The organism is Gordonia sp. IEGM753 (assembly GCF_050321825.1).
Lineage (GTDB): Bacteria > Pseudomonadota > Gammaproteobacteria > Pseudomonadales > Pseudomonadaceae > Aquipseudomonas.
In genome coordinates this window covers 2,132,422-2,148,422 of sequence record NZ_JBNQGB010000001.1, presented here as the reverse complement: position 1 = coordinate 2,148,422, position 16,001 = coordinate 2,132,422, and the positions used below count along the sequence as shown (strand labels likewise).

15 protein-coding genes are annotated in these 16,001 nt (G+C 58.7%); 11 read left to right on the top strand and 4 right to left on the bottom strand.

Going from position 1 to position 16,001, the window contains the following annotated elements:
* Nucleotides 1-170: 170 nt before the first annotated feature.
* Nucleotides 171-872 carry an FCD domain-containing protein gene (locus tag ACQR3R_RS09610; RefSeq protein ID WP_428271832.1) on the top strand — a complete coding sequence of 234 codons (702 nt, stop codon included), beginning with the start codon at nt 171-173 and terminating at the stop codon, nt 870-872.
* Nucleotide 873: 1 nt separating this feature from the next.
* Here the strand turns inward: ACQR3R_RS09610 and ACQR3R_RS09605 are convergent, their stop codons facing one another.
* The gene (locus ACQR3R_RS09605) at nt 874-1,776 is read right to left on the bottom strand and encodes a LysR substrate-binding domain-containing protein (protein ID WP_428271831.1); all 903 of its coding nucleotides are present in this window, start codon (nt 1,774-1,776) and stop codon (nt 874-876) included.
* Between the two features lie 105 nt (nt 1,777-1,881).
* On the opposite strand from ACQR3R_RS09605, the gene ACQR3R_RS09600 reads away from it, so the two are divergent.
* From ACQR3R_RS09600 to map, 8 genes are all read left to right on the top strand, one after another.
* Nucleotides 1,882-3,279, top strand: coding sequence for an MFS transporter (locus ACQR3R_RS09600; RefSeq protein WP_428271830.1), 1,398 nt, complete (start codon nt 1,882-1,884; stop codon nt 3,277-3,279).
* A complete protein-coding gene (locus tag ACQR3R_RS09595; protein WP_428271829.1) occupies nt 3,276-4,550 on the top strand; it encodes an enolase C-terminal domain-like protein in 1,275 nt (424 codons plus the stop codon). Before ACQR3R_RS09600 ends, ACQR3R_RS09595 begins: the two co-directional genes overlap by 4 nt.
* Nucleotides 4,551-4,623: 73 nt before the next feature.
* A complete protein-coding gene (locus ACQR3R_RS09590) occupies nt 4,624-5,646 on the top strand; it encodes a substrate-binding domain-containing protein (RefSeq protein ID WP_428271828.1) in 1,023 nt (340 codons plus the stop codon).
* A gap of 162 nt (nt 5,647-5,808) precedes the next feature.
* Nucleotides 5,809-6,642 (top strand): inositol monophosphatase family protein, encoded by an 834-nt coding sequence (locus ACQR3R_RS09585; protein WP_428271827.1) that lies wholly within the window; start codon nt 5,809-5,811, stop codon nt 6,640-6,642.
* Nucleotides 6,643-6,697: 55 nt separating this feature from the next.
* Nucleotides 6,698-8,068 carry an MFS transporter gene (locus ACQR3R_RS09580; RefSeq protein WP_428271826.1) on the top strand — a complete coding sequence of 457 codons (1,371 nt, stop codon included), beginning with the start codon at nt 6,698-6,700 and terminating at the stop codon, nt 8,066-8,068.
* Nucleotides 8,069-8,196: 128 nt separating this feature from the next.
* Nucleotides 8,197-9,504 carry an OprD family outer membrane porin gene (locus ACQR3R_RS09575; RefSeq protein ID WP_428271824.1) on the top strand — a complete coding sequence of 436 codons (1,308 nt, stop codon included), beginning with the start codon at nt 8,197-8,199 and terminating at the stop codon, nt 9,502-9,504.
* A gap of 68 nt (nt 9,505-9,572) precedes the next feature.
* Nucleotides 9,573-9,839 (top strand): TA system antitoxin ParD family protein, encoded by a 267-nt coding sequence (locus ACQR3R_RS09570; protein ID WP_428271823.1) that lies wholly within the window; start codon nt 9,573-9,575, stop codon nt 9,837-9,839.
* A complete protein-coding gene (gene map, locus ACQR3R_RS09565) occupies nt 9,836-10,582 on the top strand; it encodes a type I methionyl aminopeptidase (protein WP_428271821.1) in 747 nt (248 codons plus the stop codon). The genes ACQR3R_RS09570 and map overlap by 4 nt, the downstream gene beginning before the upstream one ends.
* 56 nt (nt 10,583-10,638) lie before the next feature.
* Here the strand turns inward: map and ACQR3R_RS09560 are convergent, their stop codons facing one another.
* Nucleotides 10,639-11,406, bottom strand: a complete 768-nt coding sequence (locus ACQR3R_RS09560) for a serine aminopeptidase domain-containing protein (protein WP_428271819.1) — start codon at nt 11,404-11,406, stop codon at nt 10,639-10,641.
* A 125-nt stretch (nt 11,407-11,531) separates the two neighbouring features.
* Between ACQR3R_RS09560 and ACQR3R_RS09555 the strand changes: the two genes are divergently transcribed.
* Together ACQR3R_RS09555 and ACQR3R_RS09550 are read left to right on the top strand one after the other, a co-directional pair.
* Nucleotides 11,532-12,350 carry an aldo/keto reductase gene (locus tag ACQR3R_RS09555; protein WP_428271818.1) on the top strand — a complete coding sequence of 273 codons (819 nt, stop codon included), beginning with the start codon at nt 11,532-11,534 and terminating at the stop codon, nt 12,348-12,350.
* Nucleotides 12,351-12,456: 106 nt separating this feature from the next.
* Nucleotides 12,457-13,467 carry an Ldh family oxidoreductase gene (locus ACQR3R_RS09550; RefSeq protein ID WP_428271817.1) on the top strand — a complete coding sequence of 337 codons (1,011 nt, stop codon included), beginning with the start codon at nt 12,457-12,459 and terminating at the stop codon, nt 13,465-13,467.
* Nucleotides 13,468-13,568: 101 nt separating this feature from the next.
* Here the strand turns inward: ACQR3R_RS09550 and abaF are convergent, their stop codons facing one another.
* Nucleotides 13,569-14,960, bottom strand: a complete 1,392-nt coding sequence (gene abaF, locus ACQR3R_RS09545) for a fosfomycin efflux MFS transporter AbaF (RefSeq protein WP_428271815.1) — start codon at nt 14,958-14,960, stop codon at nt 13,569-13,571.
* A 71-nt stretch (nt 14,961-15,031) separates the two neighbouring features.
* Nucleotides 15,032-15,949: a dihydrodipicolinate synthase family protein gene (locus ACQR3R_RS09540; RefSeq protein ID WP_428271814.1), complete on the bottom strand. Its 918-nt coding sequence runs from the start codon at nt 15,947-15,949 to the stop codon at nt 15,032-15,034.
* Between the last annotated feature and the right edge of the window lie 52 nt (nt 15,950-16,001).

Here is a 16,001-nt window from a genome sequence, read left to right as displayed (position 1 = left end):
TCTCTCAGGAATGTGAAGGGCGTCGGTGGTATAGGGCAGCACCGACTGCGTGGTCACAAAGCTAGAGCCAAAAAAATATACCGTCAACAATAAAATATATATTTTTGAGAATGTGAGAAATTATTCAGTCTGTGTATGATTCGCTCAGGCACTGTAAAAATGGAGCACGCGTGAATTCACCTCTGATCAACTGGCAATCGCCCGAGCCCGCTGAGAAGCGCACGATGGCGTCGCAACTGGAAGCCCGGATTCGCCAGGACATCATCAATGGCCATCTGGCCCCAGGCAGCCGCCTGCGCTTGAAGGAATTGGCAGAGTCCTATGAGGTTGGGGTGATTCCGCTGCGTGAAGCACTGTCGCGCCTGGCCAGCAGCGGTTTTGTTTCTGCTGCAGATCAGAAGGGCTTCAGCGTCGGCCGGATCTCCGCCGCAGAAATCGCCGACATCACTGCCGCGCGCTTACACATCGAGTGCAAGGCGTTGGCCGATTCGATTCGCCAAGGGGATGTGGAATGGGAGAGCCGGGTGCTTGCCGCGCACCATCGGCTGGATCGCCTGCCCATTGTCGAAGGGCCGGCGCGGTTGCTGAAACCCGAATGGGAAAGCGCCCATGAAGTGTTCCATCAGGCGCTGATTTCCAGCTGTCATTCACCGACGTTGTTGCGTCTGTGTACGTCGTTGCGAGACCAAACGGCGCGCTACCGCTTTTTGTCGATGCACTATGACGACAGCACCGTGCGCGATGTGCCCAACGAACACCGGCAGTTGATGGACGCCGCGCTGGCGAAAGACATCGACAAGGCCTGCCAATTGCTGTCAGACCACTATCAGGCCACCACTGATTCGGTGCTCAAGCACGCCTTGTTGGGCTGACTCATAAGCCCCATCCATCCTTCACAGCCGTACGAATCCCCTCCAGCAGCATCGCGAATGCCGGGTTGTCGTTGTTCTCGCGCCAGATCAGGTGCAGCTCGCTTTGCACGCCTTCACCCAAATCGATATCGCGGAACACCACGTTCTTGAACACCACGCTGGTGGCGCAGCGCGGCACCAGCGCCAATCCCATGCCGGCGTTTACCAGCGCCAGAATCGTCAATGACGAACCCAGCCACTGCACGTATTCCGGCGCCACGCGGGCAGAGCGCAGCATGCCCGTCAGCAGTTCGTTAAACGGCGGATAAGCGGCGTGGGAGTACATCAGGAACGGTTGCGCATCCAGGTCGTTGACGGATACCTGCGCTGTTTCGGCCAACCGGTGGTTGCTGGGAACGGCCAACACAAACGGTTCACGAACCAGGCATTCAGTCGCATAACCCGGTTCCAGCAACGGCGCGCGGACGATGCCCAAATCGATGCGCCGGGCGCGCAAGGCCTCGTGTTGCTGATAAGTGTTCATTTCCGAGAGGTCGATTTTCACGTGGGGCTGTTTCAGTCGCGCCTCGGCGATCACTTTCGGCAAAAACTCGTAGACCGCGCTGCCCACGAAGCTGATGTTGACCGTTCCGATGTCGCCCTCGGCGAAGCGTCGGGCGGTGACGGCGGCTTGTTGCGCGCGCTCCAGCAAATTTTGCGCTTCGATGAAAAACGCCCGGCCCGCCGCCGTTAACGCGACGCTGCGGGTGGTGCGGGTAAACAGTTCTACGCCGAGGTGATGTTCCAACAGTTGAATCTGTCGGCTGAGCGGCGGTTGGGTCATGTTCAGTCGTTCGGCGGCGCGACGGAAGTTGAGTTCGGTGGCCACGGTGGTGAAGCAACGCAGCTGAGTCAGTTCGAACATTGATCTAATCCTGGTATCAATCGCATGCCAAGTTAGATTAGACGGGATCAATTCCCGCGTCCATGATCGGTTTGCCCCTAAAAAAACAATGACCGGGAGTTGCCCTTGAATACCGTCCACAGTCCGCCAGATCCGAATGTGCTCGCCCGAGCCGCGGCCAAGGTGAAGCGTCACGTGCTGCCATTGTTCGTGGTGATGTTCATCGTCAACTACATAGACCGGGTCAACATTGGCTTCGTGCGCAGCCACATGGAAACCGACCTCGGTATCGGCGCTGCGGCTTACGGCCTTGGCGCCGGGCTGTTCTTCGTCGGGTATGCGATCTTCGAAGTGCCTTCCAATTTGCTGTTGCAACGTTACGGTGCCCGCGCCTGGCTGACGCGCATCATGTTCACCTGGGGCGCCGCCGCCATGGCCATGGCTTTCGTGCGTGGTGAGACCAGTTTTTATGTGCTGCGTTTTATTCTCGGTGCGGCCGAGGCGGGGTTCTTTCCCGGCATCATCTACTACTTCACCCAATGGTTACCGTCCACCGACCGTGGCAAGGCGATGGCGATTTTCCTCAGCGGCTCGGCCATCGCTTCGGTGATTTCCGGACCGGTGTCCGGCGCGCTGCTGAACGTCAACGGTTTCAGCCTGCATGGCTGGCAATGGATGTTTCTGATCGAAGGCTTTGCCTCGATCGTGTTGTGCGGCTTTGTCTGGTTCTGGTTGCAATCGCATCCACGTCAGGCGAAGTGGTTGAGCACTGAAGAGAAGGACGCGTTGATTGGCGCCATTGCGCTTGAACAGCAAGCACGCGAAGGTCAGCAGACCGTCAAGCCGTCGATGTTCAAGCTGTTGGCCGACCGGCAAATCGCGTTGTTCTGTTTCATCTATTTTTCGATCGCCCTGACGATCTATGGCGCCACGTTCTGGCTGCCGAGCATGATCAAGAAAATGGGCAACCTGGGTGACTTCCAGGTCGGTCTGTTCAACTCGATTCCGTGGCTGATCTCGATTGTCGCGATGTATGGTTTCGCGGCCATGGCCAGTAAATGGAAACACCAGCAGGCGTGGGTTGCACTGACGCTGGTGATCGCAGCGTTCGGCATGTTCATGTCCACCACTGGCGGGCCGATCTTCGCCTTCGTCGCCATCTGTTTTGCGGCCATTGGGTTCAAGGCCGCTTCCGCGCTGTTCTGGCCGATCCCGCAGGCCTATCTGGATGCACGCATCGCTGCCGCGGTGATCGCATTGATCAATTCAATCGGCAATCTCGGCGGTTTTGTGGCGCCGACGGCTTTCGGTTTTCTGGAGCAGAAAACCGGCTCAATCGAGGGCGGTCTGTATGGCCTTGCCGCCACGTCCCTGGTCGCGGCGGTGGTGATTTTCTTCGCCCGCACCGCGCCGCGTGGTGATTCGATGCTTGCACGGGGCAGCCAACCGGCCGATGTCGCCGGGCCAAAAAAATCAGTCAGTCATCAAGCCTTGAGTTCAGGTCCAAAGGGAGCAGCCTCTTGAAAATCAAACGCGTCACCGTTACCCCCATCGCTTTTCGTGACCCGCCGCTGCTCAACGCCAGCGGTATCCATGAACCCTTTGCACTGCGCTCGATCATTGAAATCGAAAGCGACAATGGCTACATCGGTCTGGGTGAAAGTTATGGCGACGCCCCGGCGCTGCTGATCCAGCAGCAACTGCAATCGCAGCTGATCGGGCTGGATCCGTTCAACCTTAATCGCTTACGCAGCATCGTCCAGGCCACCGTGGCGGCGAATAAACCGGCAAGCCTCGCGGGGGCAGAGCTGGCGCCGGGTTCGCATGCCAGCAAAGCGGTGAGCAACGCGTATTCGGCGTTCGAAGTGGCGTTCTTGGATCTGCAGGCGCACGCATTGAACGTGCCGTTGGTGGACCTGCTGGGCGGTGCAATTCGCGATCAGATTCCGTTCAGCGCCTACCTGTTTTTCAAATACGCAGAGCATGTCGACTCGCCGTACAAAGCCGACAGTTGGGGCGAAGCCCTGAACGAAGAACAAATCGTCGCCCAGGCACGGCGGATGATCGAAACCTATGGCTTCAAGAGCATCAAGCTCAAGGCCGGCGCATTGCCGCCCGAGCACGAAGTGTCGTGCATCAAGGCGTTGAAAAAGGCCTTCCCCGGTTTTCCGTTGCGCATCGATCCGAACGGCAACTGGTCGCTGGAAACGGCGATTCGCATGGCCGAATTGCTGGGTGACGACCTGCAGTATTACGAAGACCCGACCCCGGGCCTGGAGGGCATGGCCCAATTGCACAAACGCACGGGTTTGCCGCTGGCGACCAACATGGTGGTCACCGACTTTGATGAATTTCGGCGCAGCGTAGCGTTGAATAGCGTGCAGATCGTGCTGGCCGATCATCATTATTGGGGTGGCCTGCGTGATACGCAGGCGCTGGCAAAAATGTGCGACACCTTTGGCCTTGGCGTGTCGATGCATTCCAACTCGCACCTGGGAATCAGCCTGATGGCCATGGCGCATGTCGCGGCCTCGGTGCCGAATCTGGATTATGCATGTGACACGCATTACCCCTGGCAGGAACCGGACGAAGAGGTGATCAAGGGCGGTAAACTGCCCATCGTCGATGGCTGCGTGAAGATCACTCGCGCCCCCGGTTTGGGTCTGGAACTGGATCACGATCAACTCGGCAAACTGCATGACCAATACCTGAATTGCGGCATTCGCCAGCGCGACGACGTGAAGCAGATGCAACGCTATAAACCGGACTGGAAAGCAGTCAAGCCACGCTTTTGATTGGCAGCCTGTAAACCTCTGAACCTGAGGAAGGCCAGCGCTGCAGTCGACTTCAGGATGTGGCGCTGCCAGAATGGCTTTCTTCCCTCAAGACCATTGCTTTATGCCCAGCCCGGACATCATCAACGCCGAAGCCGTAGCCCTGCATGCCGGGGTTTCACGGTCGGCTGTGTCGAGGACATTCACCCCCGGTGCCAGCGTGTCGCCACGCATGCGCGAGCGCGTGATGAAGTCTGCCGAGGCCTTGGGTTATCAGGTCAACCTGATAGCCAGGACCATGAACAAGGGCAGCAGCAATTTCGTGGGGGTGATTACTGCAGGTTTTGAAAATCCGTTTTTGGCCAGCCTGCTTGCTCCCCTGACTCATCACTTGAATGTGCATGGCCTGATGCCGTTGCTGATGAACGCCAACGACCCGCAGCAACTCGAACGCTCATTGCAGGAGCTGCTGAGTTATCAGGTGGCGGGCGTTATCCTGACGTCGGCATCGGCTTCTGTAGAGCAGGTTGAGCGCTACCTGAGCCGACAGATTCCGTTGACCATGATCAACAGTGACGCCCACATCGGCGGCGCCAATGTCGTGGTCAGCGATCACGTGGAAGGAGGGCGCCTGGCCGCCCGTGAATTGCTGCGCGGAGGCGCCACGCGGCTGGCGTTTATCGGCCAGAACGAAGGCAATTACAGTTCCCGGCAACGCTTGCAGGGGTTTCGCCAGGTGCTGAACGAAGCAGGTCTTGTGCCGCTGGCCGAGCACTATTCAGCCGCCGGTGGTTATGCCGGTGGTACTCAAGCGGCGCTCGCGCTGTTTGCCCAAGGTCAGCGGCCCGATGGCATCTTTTGCGCCACCGACATGCTGGCCTTGGGGGTGATGGACGCGTTGCGTTTTCAGCTCGGCGTCGCTATTCCGCAGGCCGTTTGCGTGGTGGGTTTCGATGATATTCCGCAGGCTGCGCAAGGTGCCTATCACCTGACGACGATTCGTCAAAACCCCGAAGCGTTGGCCCGCCAGGCTGTGGTGGCGACGGTTGGAGAAGCCGTTGAAGGGCCGGTGGTGGTGCCGATCGAGTTGATTCGTCGCAGCAGCACGATGGAATAAATAGTTTAAAAATAAGTTGAAACGAATAAAAGTTTCGTGCCTTATAGAAAGGCGCGACCTGAAAGGGTGGCGCATGGCGGCCAGTCCGCTATTTTTTTGGTCAAGCGTTGCACACGTGTGCAAAACTTGGCGAAAGACCGCAACAGGAGATGAGGACTAGCCATGCAGCAGTGTCAGCAGGTGTTTAAATCATTGGGTTCCACCGATATTCAAGCGCGTTACGCGTGTGCAAAGGAGCTGGCCATGGAGGCCGCGCGGCGCGCGCTCGGGCCTTACCGCCAGCGCGATAGCCTGGTGGTCAGCCATAAAGGCGATGAGCTTCAGGACCTGGTCAGCATTGTCGACCAAGACACCGAGGCCTACATCAAGGGGCAATTGGCCGAGCGCTTTCCCGAGGATGGTTTTCTCGGTGAAGAAACCGGCGCTGCAACGCTGGATGCACGTTGTGTTTGGGTGGTCGACCCTATCGACGGTACCAGTTGCTTCGTCAACGGCTTGCACAGTTGGTGCGTGTCTATCGGGTTGTTGGTGGACGGCGAGCCTTGGCTCGGAGCGGTCGCCGATGCCGTGCATGACGAGTTGTTCCATGCCTGCAGCGGTCAAGGCGCCTGGCTTAACGAGCAACGGCTGAGTGTGCACGCCGCGCCCGATATTCGTCACGGTGTGATGGGCGTTGGCACCTCTCATCGACGTGGCAAAGAACACTTCATCCCTTTCGTCACGCAGTTGCTGGAGCAGGGTGGTACGTTCATTCGTAACGGCTCGGGCGCCTTGATGGTGGCGTACGTCGCAGCCGGCCGATTGATCGGTTACTACGAAACGCACATCAACAGTTGGGATTGCCTCGCGGGCCTGGTGTTGGTGAAAGAGGCGGGCGGTATCAGCAATGACTTTCTGCGCAATGACGGCCTCACCGAAGGCAACCCGCTGCTGGTGGCCAATCCGCGAATCTACGCCCAGGTCGCTTCCATGATTGGAACTTCCCTGGACGCTTGATCAGCGCTGCATCTTGAAAGCACGTACAGCACAATAAAAACAGGAACTGTCGGCTATGAAATCTTTATTCAGCTTTCTCAAGGCTGCACCAGCGCGTGCGCTGGACCCCGAAATAGACCCCAAGCTGTTCAGGCGTGTGCGCCTGCAAACGCTGTTGTCGATGTCATTGAGTTACGCATTGTTCTACGTGTGTCGGTTGTCGTTCAACGTGGTCAAACCGGCATTGGTGTCCCAGGACATTCTCAGCCCCAGCGAATTGGGCATGATCGGTTCGGCGCTGTTTTTCACTTACGCCATCGGCAAACTGGTCAACGGTTTTCTCGCGGATCACGCCAACGTACGCCGCTTCATGATGCTCGGCCTGGCGCTGAGCGCACTGGTCAATGCCTGCATGGGTCTGACCACCAACGCGGTTATTCTGACCCTGGCCTGGGGCATCAATGGCTGGGCGCAATCAATGGGCGTAGGACCGTGCGTGGTGTCGCTGGCCCGCTGGTATGGCGATACCGAACGCGGTACTTATTACGGTTTCTGGTCGATCGCGCATAACCTTGGCGAAGCGCTGACCTATGTCGCGGTGGCGGCTGTGGTGGTGACGTGGGGCTGGCAGTACGGTTATTGGCTAGCCACTGCCATGGGCCTGCTCGGCATTGTGCTGGTGTTCGCCTTCATGTCGGATTCGCCGGAAAGCGAGGGCTTTGCTCCGGTCAACTCCAAGCCAGAACTTGAGATAAAAGACACCGCCGCCAGCGTCGCTTCTATCCAGTGGCTGTTGCTCAAAAGCCCAGCGCTGTGGCTGTTGGCACTGGCGTCCTGCCTGATGTATGTGGGTCGTTACGCGGTCAATTCCTGGGGTGTGTTCTTCCTCGAAAACGCCAAGCACTACGACACCCTCAGTGCATCAACGCTGATCTCGGTGGCGAGCATCTGCGGTATTGCCGGCACAGGTTTGAGCGGGTTGATATCGGATCGTTTCTTCGCCGGTCGCCGTCACGGTCTGGCGATTGCCTTCGGTGCGATGAATGCCGCAGGCCTGGCGTTGTTCCTCTACGGCCCGGCCGGGCATTACTGGATGGACGTGCTGTCGATGGTTATTTTCGGCAGTTCGTTGGGCGCGCTGCTGTGTTTCCTTGGCGGCCTGATGGCGGTCGACATCGCCGGTAAAGCAGCGGCCGGTGCGGCGCTGGGCATGATCGGCATTGTCAGTTACATCGGTGCGGCCGCAGGCGAGATGCTCACCGGGGTGATCATTCAGCGCGGTACGACGCTGTCGGCCACGGGCATCAAACTCTACGACTTCAATACCCTGTCGCAGTTGTGGGTGGGCGCGGCCATCGGCTCGGTGCTGCTCACGTGCGTGTTGTCCTGGGTGGCACGCCGACCTCGTCGTCACTCGCCACTGGTTACGCTGCACTCCAATACCTGACGCTTCCTGATCCTTGAATGCGCTCCGCGACCGAGGTCGGGGACGGGATCACTTGCGCCTGAAAAACCGGAGCCTCGTCTGACGAGGCCTGGGTTTCACCCAATAACAATAAATCGGGGACAACCATAATGAACCTCATACTTAGCCGTGCGCGCCAGAAATCCCTGGTCATCGCACTGGGTTTCACCAGCCTTGCGCCTGTGGTTCAGGCCGAGGGTTTTGTGGACGATGCCAAGGTCAATCTAACGCTGCGCAACTTCTACATGAGCCGTAATTTTGTGGATAACGGCGCCTCGAAAGCACTGCCCGGATCGACCGGGCATGGCCAGGCTGCCGAGTGGACGCAGAGCTTTATCCTGGACGCAAAATCCGGTTTCACTGCCGGCACCGTTGGTTTTGGCGTCGATGCGCTGGGCATGTGGGCGCTCAAGCTGGACGGTGGCCGCGGCACCTATGGCACGCAATTATTGCCGACCCACGACGGCAACCGCCCGGCGGATGACTTCGGCCGTCTGGCGGTGGCCGGCAAGGTCAAACTGTCGAACACCGAACTGAAAGTCGGCGAATGGATGCCGGTGTTGCCGATATTGCGTGCGGATGACGGCCGCTCATTGCCGCAAACACTGGAAGGCGCGCAGATCACCTCGCGGGAAATAACTGACGTCACGCTGTACGGCGGCCAGTTTCGCGGCAACAGCCAGCGCAACGATGCAAGCATGGAGAAGCTGTCACAAAACAGTGTCGGCACGTCGTTGCATGGCAAAAACAGTATCGAATCCGATGCGTTCAACTTCGCGGGCGCCGACTACACCTTCAATGACAAACACACCGTGGTAGCTGCCTGGTACGGCCAGCTCGAAGACGTTTATCAGCAGCAGTACTTCCAGTTGTTGCACACGCAACCGATCAGCGAAAACCTGACGCTGGGGGCCAACATCGGCTATTTCATCGGCACCGAGGATGGCGCCGCATTGGCCGGTAGCGAAGACAACCGCACGTTGTCGGGCCTGTTCTCGCTGAAGACCGGCGGCAACACCTTTTATATCGGTTTGCAGCGCCTTACCGGCGACACAGGCTTGCAACGCATCGCCGGCACCAGCGGCGGGACATTGGCCAACGACAGTTATGGCTCCAGTTACGACTTGGCCAAGGAGCGTTCCTGGCAGGTACGCCATGACTACAACTTCGCAGCGTTGGGTGTGCCCGGCCTGACCTTGATGAACCGCTTTATCAAGGGCAGCAATGTGCACACCGGTGCCGTCACCGATGGCGAAGAACGGGGCCGTGAAACCGAGGTGGGCTACACGTTTCAGAGCGGAACATTGAAAACCCTCAACCTGCGCTGGCGCAATGCAACCCAGCGTCGAAGCTTCGGCAATACCAACAGTTTTAATGAAAACCGGTTGATCCTGCAGTACCCGATCTCGTTTTTGTAGGCGAATTTGTGATCCCCATCGATATCGCATAATATACGTTTCATATGCATTTCATATCGGATGGATTCATGGGTATCGTAAAAATTTCAGAAGGCATGCACGAAAACCTGCGCGTTGCGAGCGATGCACTTAGTCGTTCGATCAACGCGCAGGCCGAACACTGGATGCGCATCGGGATGCTGACGGAGTTGTATCCCGACCTGAACCACAGCGAAATCTGTCGCTTGCTGATTCGTGCCGAGCAAGCAGGTGGCCTTGACGTGAACAGCCTCTGCGAACTCGCCGACGTTGCGCAAAACCCGCGGGTTCGTGCGGTGTCGGGAGCCAAGCAATGAAGGCTGATGTGGTTATCCATAGCCCGGCAAACATCGCCAGGTCTGCCGTCGCGGGGCAGCTCGCCGCCGAAGTGCTGGCCATGATCACGCCCCACGTGAAAGCGGGGGTCACCACCGACGAACTCGATCGGCTGTGCCACGACTACATCGTCAACGTGCAAAAAGCCATTCCCGGTAACGTCGGTTATCACGGCTTTCCGAAAACCGTGTGTGCCTCGGTCAACCAGGTGGTGTGCCACGGCATTCCCTCGGCTACGCCACTGGAGAACGGCGACATCGTCAACATCGACATTGCCGTGGTCAAGGATGGCTGGTTCGGCGATACCAGCCGCATGTATTTTGTCGGTGAACCCAGCACTCAGGCCAGGCACTTGGTCAAAACCACCTACGACGCCATGTGTGCCGGCATCAGAATGGTCCGCCCCGGCGCTACATTGGGCGACATCGGCCACGCCATTCAGGCCAAGGCCGAACAGGAAGGCTTCAGTGTGGTGCGTGAGTACTGCGGGCACGGCATCGGCAAGGTCTACCACGATGAACCGCAAATCCTGCATTACGGTTATCCGGGCCAAGGCATGAAGCTCAAGCCCGGGATGATTTTCACCATCGAGCCGATGTTGAACGCCGGTAAACGCTATGTGAAAACCCTGGCGGATGGCTGGACCGTCGTCACCAAGGACCAGTCGCTGTCGGCGCAGTGGGGCACATGGTGGCGGTCACCGATGACGGGTTTGAGATACTGACCGCGTGGCCGGACAGTTCGGATGAGTACCCGGCTATCGTTTGAAAGCCTGATTGATCAAGGCAAACCGGAGCCCAGCAATTTCAAATAATCTTGGCTCTCGGCTATCGAGTTATGCCCCACGCCCGGTATCACCTTCAGCGTTGCGACGCCTTTGGCGAAATGCCGATACAGCCGTTCGGTGCTGGCGCGCGGAATGATCTCGTCGAGTTCGGCGGCAATCAGCAGCGTTGGCACGTGGATCTGGCTGGCGTACTTCCAGGATTCAAACGTGTCGCGCAGCAGCCACTTCACCGGAAACATCGGGTATTGGCGTTGGGCGATTTCCTGCAGGCTGTTGTAAGGCGTGATCAGAATCAGCCGCGAGGCCGGGCGTTCGCTGGCGAGACGCACGGCAACGCCGGACCCCAAACTGCGGCCCACCACGGCTACGTTCGGATGTTCAGCGTGAACCTTGTCGAACAGCGCGATGGCATCGCTTGCGTTTGCTTCTTCCGATGGCGAGCCCGTGCTGCCGCCGAATCCCCTGTAGTGCATCAGGTAAAGCGCCTGCTCAGGGAAGGCGTGGGCGAACACCGGCAGGTTTCGTGAAACGTCTTCGGCATTACCCCCAAAATAAATCAATGCCTCAGGGCCTGCGTGTGCTCGAACAGACACCAGCACTTCAGCGTCCACGCGCGCAAGCTTCAGCAGCGAGGCCGGTGTGTCTGCGGTATCGGGTTGTGGGAAGTAGATCAGCGACCGCTGAAATACCAGCAGCGCGGCGCACAGAGCCAGGTACAACGCGGCAGCGACGATGACGATAACCATCAGGATGCGCGACATTCGGCTAACGTTAGGTGGCGGCATTGAATGCTCTGGGCTCGGATACTGCGATGGCTGAATCGCTGTCAGAGTGTAGTAGATCGGTCGCGCCATCGACTTTATCGATCGCACCAGGAGGCAAAAACATGCAGACCCGAGCCATTCCTTCCAGCGCCGAGCCGCTGCCCATCGTCGGGTTGGGTACTTATCGCGGCTTTGATGTCGCGCCGTCAGACCCTGCTGGTAAACAGTTGCCTGCGGTGCTCAATGCGTTGTTCGAAAAGGGTGGCACGCTGATCGACAGCTCGCCGATGTATGGCCGCGCCGAGCAAACCAGCGGTGAACTGTTGTCGATTCATCAACCGCGATCGCCGGCGTTTCTGGCGACCAAGGTCTGGACGCGCGGACGCAAGGAAGGCATCGCGAAGATGGAGCAATCGTTCAGGTTGTTGCAAACCGACTGTATCGACCTGATGCAGATCCACAACCTTGTGGACTGGAAAACCCACTTGCCGACGCTGCGTCAATGGAAGGAAGAAGGGCGTATCCGCTATATCGGTATCAGCCACTACACCTCGTCGGCTTATGCCGAAGTGGAAGCGGTGCTGCAGGCTGAATCTCTGGATTTTTTGCAGATCAATTATGCGCTGGATGACCGCGCCGTCGAGAAGCGCATCTTGCCGCTGTGCCGTGAAAGGGGCGTTGCGGTGATCTGCAACCGGCCGTTTGGCGGCGGTGATTTGCTCCGCCGACTGAAAGGTAAACCCCTGCCAGGTTGGGCTTCACAGGTGCAGGTCAACAGCTGGCCGCAACTGCTGCTGAAGTTTTTGCTGACGCATCCGGCCGTCACCTGTGTGATCCCGGGCACTGGCAACCCGCGTTCGATGGCAGACAACGCCGGCGCTGGTTTTGGACCGATGCTGACGGGGGCGCTGCGCGAGCAGTTGATCGATGTGGTGTCGTAGCAACGGTCATTGCAGTGTGCCGAATTCGTCATAAGCCAGGGTTAAAGTGATCAAGCCGTGAATCCTCGAACAGGTCAGGCTGGAAGGTCTGTTCAAGGAGTTGATCATGATCCGACTGTCCCTGGCTGAAGCTCGCGAGCTGGCCGAATCAATCTTGCTGCACAACGGTTTTAACCTGGCCCACGCACGTGCGATTACCGACACGGTGGTGGCGGGCGAGCGTGATGGCTGCGCCTCGCATGGCTTGTACCGGGTACTGGGCTGCGTGAACTCACTGCGTGCCGGCAAGGTTGTTGCCGATGCGCAGCCGACGGTGATCGATCAGGCGCCTTCAATAGTACGCGTCGATGCGGCGGGCGGTTTTTCCCAGTTGGCCTTCCAGGCCGGACTGCCGATGCTGCAGGAAAAAACCCGCGCTAACGGAGTCGCTGCACTGGCGATCAACCGGTGTGTGCATTTTTCTGCGTTGTGGGTCGAGATCGAACAGCTGACCGCTGCCGGTCTGGTCGCCTTGGCGTGCAATCCCAGCCATGCCTGGGTCGCGCCGGCGGGTGGCAGCCTGCCGGTGTTCGGGACCAATCCGATTGCGTTCGGTTGGCCGCGATCCGGGACCGAACCCTTTGTGTTCGATTTCGCGACCAGTGCGATTGCCCGAGGTGAGATCGAGCTGCATCGGCGTGCCGGCCATGCCATTCCCGAAGGTTGGGGCGTAGATGCTGAAGGGCAGCCGAGCACTGACCCCAATGTGGTGCTGGATGCCGGCGCGATGCTGACGTTTGGCGGGCACAAAGGCTCGGCGCTGGCGGCTATGGTGGAGTTGATTGCCGGGCCGCTGATTGGTGACCTGACCAGTGCCGAATCGCTGGCGTACGACGCTGGCAGCAAATCGTCGCCGTACCATGGCGAGCTGATCATTGCCCTGGATCCGCGACGCTTCCTCGGTGACGCTACCGAGCAGCATTTAGCCCGGGCCGAAGTGTTGTTCGCGAGCATTCAAGGCCAGGGTGCACGTTTGCCGTCGCAGCGGCGTTATGAAGCACGAGCGCGGAGCGCGGTGGACGGGGTGCAAATCCCCGAGGCGCTGTACAACGATCTGAACGCACTGCTGGTGTCGTGACAAACTGGCTTGCCAGCGATGGCGTCTTCAGAATCGCCATCACCGGCAAGCCGGTTTCCTACGGGATTTGCGTTCGAGGCATAAATCTCGGTGTGCGCCGATCAGGCCAATGAATCGGCTCGACGGGCAGCGTTCGCTGGCTCGAGTGCGGCGATGCGCGCGGCGGATTCTGCGTCCACAGCATGCAGTGACTTGCCACGGGTCTCGCGGGTCAATCCGACGGCAACAATCGAGATCAACGCAGCGCCCACCAAGTAAAAGGCAATGGGTGTAGAGCTGTGATACTTGTTGAGCAAGGTGAGGGCTATCAACGGTGCCAGTGAGCCTGCGAATATCGGCGCCACTTGATAACACAGCGACAGCGCCGTGTAGCGCACATGAGTCGGGAACATCTCGGCCATCAACGCGGAGTAGGGCGCATAGGTCATAGACTCGATGGCCAGGCCCAACGTAATGGCGGCCATGATCAGCCAGTTATTACCGGTGTCCATCATCGGAAACCCGACGAAACCCCAAAATGCCGTCAGTACCGCGCCGGTCAGGTACACCGGTTTGCGCCCCACCAGGTCGGACAGGTAACCCATCAGCGGAATCAGGAAAAAGTGCAGCAAATGCGCGCCAAACATCAGCAACAGAATCTGTGAAGTGTCTTTGTGCACCACCAGTTTGAGGTAGGTGATGGAGAAGGTAACCACGGTGTAGTAGAGAATGTTTTCGGCAAATCGGGCACCGATACCGACCAGCACTGCGCGCCAGTGATGGCGCAAAACTTCCACCACGCCCAGTTGCTGTTGCTTGTTCAACGCCTGTCGCGCTTGAGCTTCTTTAAAGATCGGCGCGTCATCGACGCTGGTGCGAATCCAGTAACCGATCAGCACCACCACCGCCGAGAACCAGAACGCCACGCGCCAACCCCAGGCCAGGAATTGCTCCTCGGACAAATTCGATGACAACAGCAGCAGGGCAACGGTCGCCACCAGGTTGCCGGCCGGCACGCCTGCTTGCGGCCAACTGGCCCAGAAGCCACGGCGATTGTCCGGACAATGTTCAGACACCAGCAGGATTGCGCCACCCCATTCACCGCCGAACGCGAAACCCTGGATCAGCCGCAACAACACCAGCAGTATCGGCGCCGCGTAGCCGATCTGGTCGAAGCCAGGCAGGCAACCCATCAGGAACGTGGTGACGCCCACCACCACCAGGCTTAATTGCAGCAGGCGTTTGCGGCCGAATTTGTCACCGTAATGACCGAATACCAACCCCCCTAACGGGCGAGCAAGAAAACCGACGGCGTACAACGCGAACGCGGCAAGAATGCCGTCGACCGGGCTGTCGGTCTGTCGAAAAAACAACTGGCCGAAGACCAGTGCCGAAGCGGTGCCATAAAGAAAAAACTCATACCATTCGGCAACGGTGCCGGCCATGGCGGCTGCCACGACACGTTTCAAGCCTGACGGTGTGGTTGCGCTTGCAGTGCTTTGAGGATTAGACATGCTGGCGTTTCCTGTGGGGGCGCAATAACAGGCAGCCGGGCCGGACCCGAGAAAGTCCGCCCGGCAATCACTCAGAGGCCGACGTCCGGCAACTGCGGACGATTGGCCAGGGCCTTGGCCATGATCCGCTCGACAAATACGCGATCAGCTTCTGGCAGGGCCAAACGTGGTGGACGGGTCAGCGCGCTGCCGCGACCGGCGATGGCTTCGCACAATTTGATGCACTGCACCAGGTCGGCGCGGGCATCGAGGTGCAGGATCGGCATCAGCCATTCGTAGATCGGCATGGCTTCGGCAAAGCGTCCGGCCTTGGCCAGGCGGAAAATGGTCTCGCCTTCTTTGGGGAACACGTTGGACATGCCCGACACCCAGCCTTCGGCACCCACCGCGATGCTTTCCAGCACCACGTCGTCGAGGCCTGCGAACAGTACAAAACGGTCACCCACTTCATTGCGTACATCAATGAAGCGCCGGGTGTCGCCGGAAGAATCCTTGAAGCACACCACGTTGTCGCAGTCGGCCAGTGAAATCAGGATGTCCGGGGTTACGTCGTTTTTGTAGATCGGTGGATTGTTGTAAACCATCAACGGCACATCGGCGTTTTTTGCGACGTAGCGATAGTGCTCGGCGGTCTCGAAGGGTTTGGAACCGTACACCAGCGCCGGCATCAGCATCACGCCGTCGACGCCGACCTTGCGCACGGCGTTGGCGACCTTGGCGGCTTGCACGCTAGTGAATTCTGCGACGCCGCAGATGACCGGCACGCGACCGCGAGAGGCATCGACTGCCACTTCGGTCACGGCGATTTTTTCTTCAGCGGTCAGCGAGGTGTTTTCGCCAACCGAACCGCAGACCACCAGCCCCGAGACACCGTCACGGATCACGTTGGAGATGACCTGATGGGTCTTTTCCAGGTTGATCGAAAAGTCATCGTTGAATTGAGTGGTCACCGCGGGGAAGACGCCACTCCAGTTTATGCGCTTGCTCATTGTTACCTCCGGTTCGTAGAAAAGTATTTCGTATACGATATTGCAAAGGCCC

Excerpts from the sequence above, each read along its gene's own strand:
- ACQR3R_RS09575 (WP_428271824.1), top strand. The coding sequence starts at position 8,197 with ATGAACCTCATACTTAGCCGTGCGCGCCAGAAATCCCTGGTCATCGCA.
- map (WP_428271821.1), top strand. The coding sequence starts at position 9,836 with ATGAAGGCTGATGTGGTTATCCATAGCCCGGCAAACATCGCCAGGTCT.
- ACQR3R_RS09550 (WP_428271817.1), top strand. The coding sequence starts at position 12,457 with ATGATCCGACTGTCCCTGGCTGAAGCTCGCGAGCTGGCCGAATCAATC.
- ACQR3R_RS09540 (WP_428271814.1), bottom strand. The coding sequence starts at position 15,949 with ATGAGCAAGCGCATAAACTGGAGTGGCGTCTTCCCCGCGGTGACCACT.
- ACQR3R_RS09585 (WP_428271827.1), top strand. The coding sequence starts at position 5,809 with ATGCAGCAGTGTCAGCAGGTGTTTAAATCATTGGGTTCCACCGATATT.
- abaF (WP_428271815.1), bottom strand. The coding sequence starts at position 14,960 with ATGTCTAATCCTCAAAGCACTGCAAGCGCAACCACACCGTCAGGCTTG.
- ACQR3R_RS09605 (WP_428271831.1), bottom strand. The coding sequence starts at position 1,776 with ATGTTCGAACTGACTCAGCTGCGTTGCTTCACCACCGTGGCCACCGAA.
- ACQR3R_RS09560 (WP_428271819.1), bottom strand. The coding sequence starts at position 11,406 with ATGTCGCGCATCCTGATGGTTATCGTCATCGTCGCTGCCGCGTTGTAC.
- ACQR3R_RS09555 (WP_428271818.1), top strand. The coding sequence starts at position 11,532 with ATGCAGACCCGAGCCATTCCTTCCAGCGCCGAGCCGCTGCCCATCGTC.
- ACQR3R_RS09570 (WP_428271823.1), top strand. The coding sequence starts at position 9,573 with ATGGGTATCGTAAAAATTTCAGAAGGCATGCACGAAAACCTGCGCGTT.
- ACQR3R_RS09590 (WP_428271828.1), top strand. The coding sequence starts at position 4,624 with ATGGCTTTCTTCCCTCAAGACCATTGCTTTATGCCCAGCCCGGACATC.
- ACQR3R_RS09580 (WP_428271826.1), top strand. The coding sequence starts at position 6,698 with ATGAAATCTTTATTCAGCTTTCTCAAGGCTGCACCAGCGCGTGCGCTG.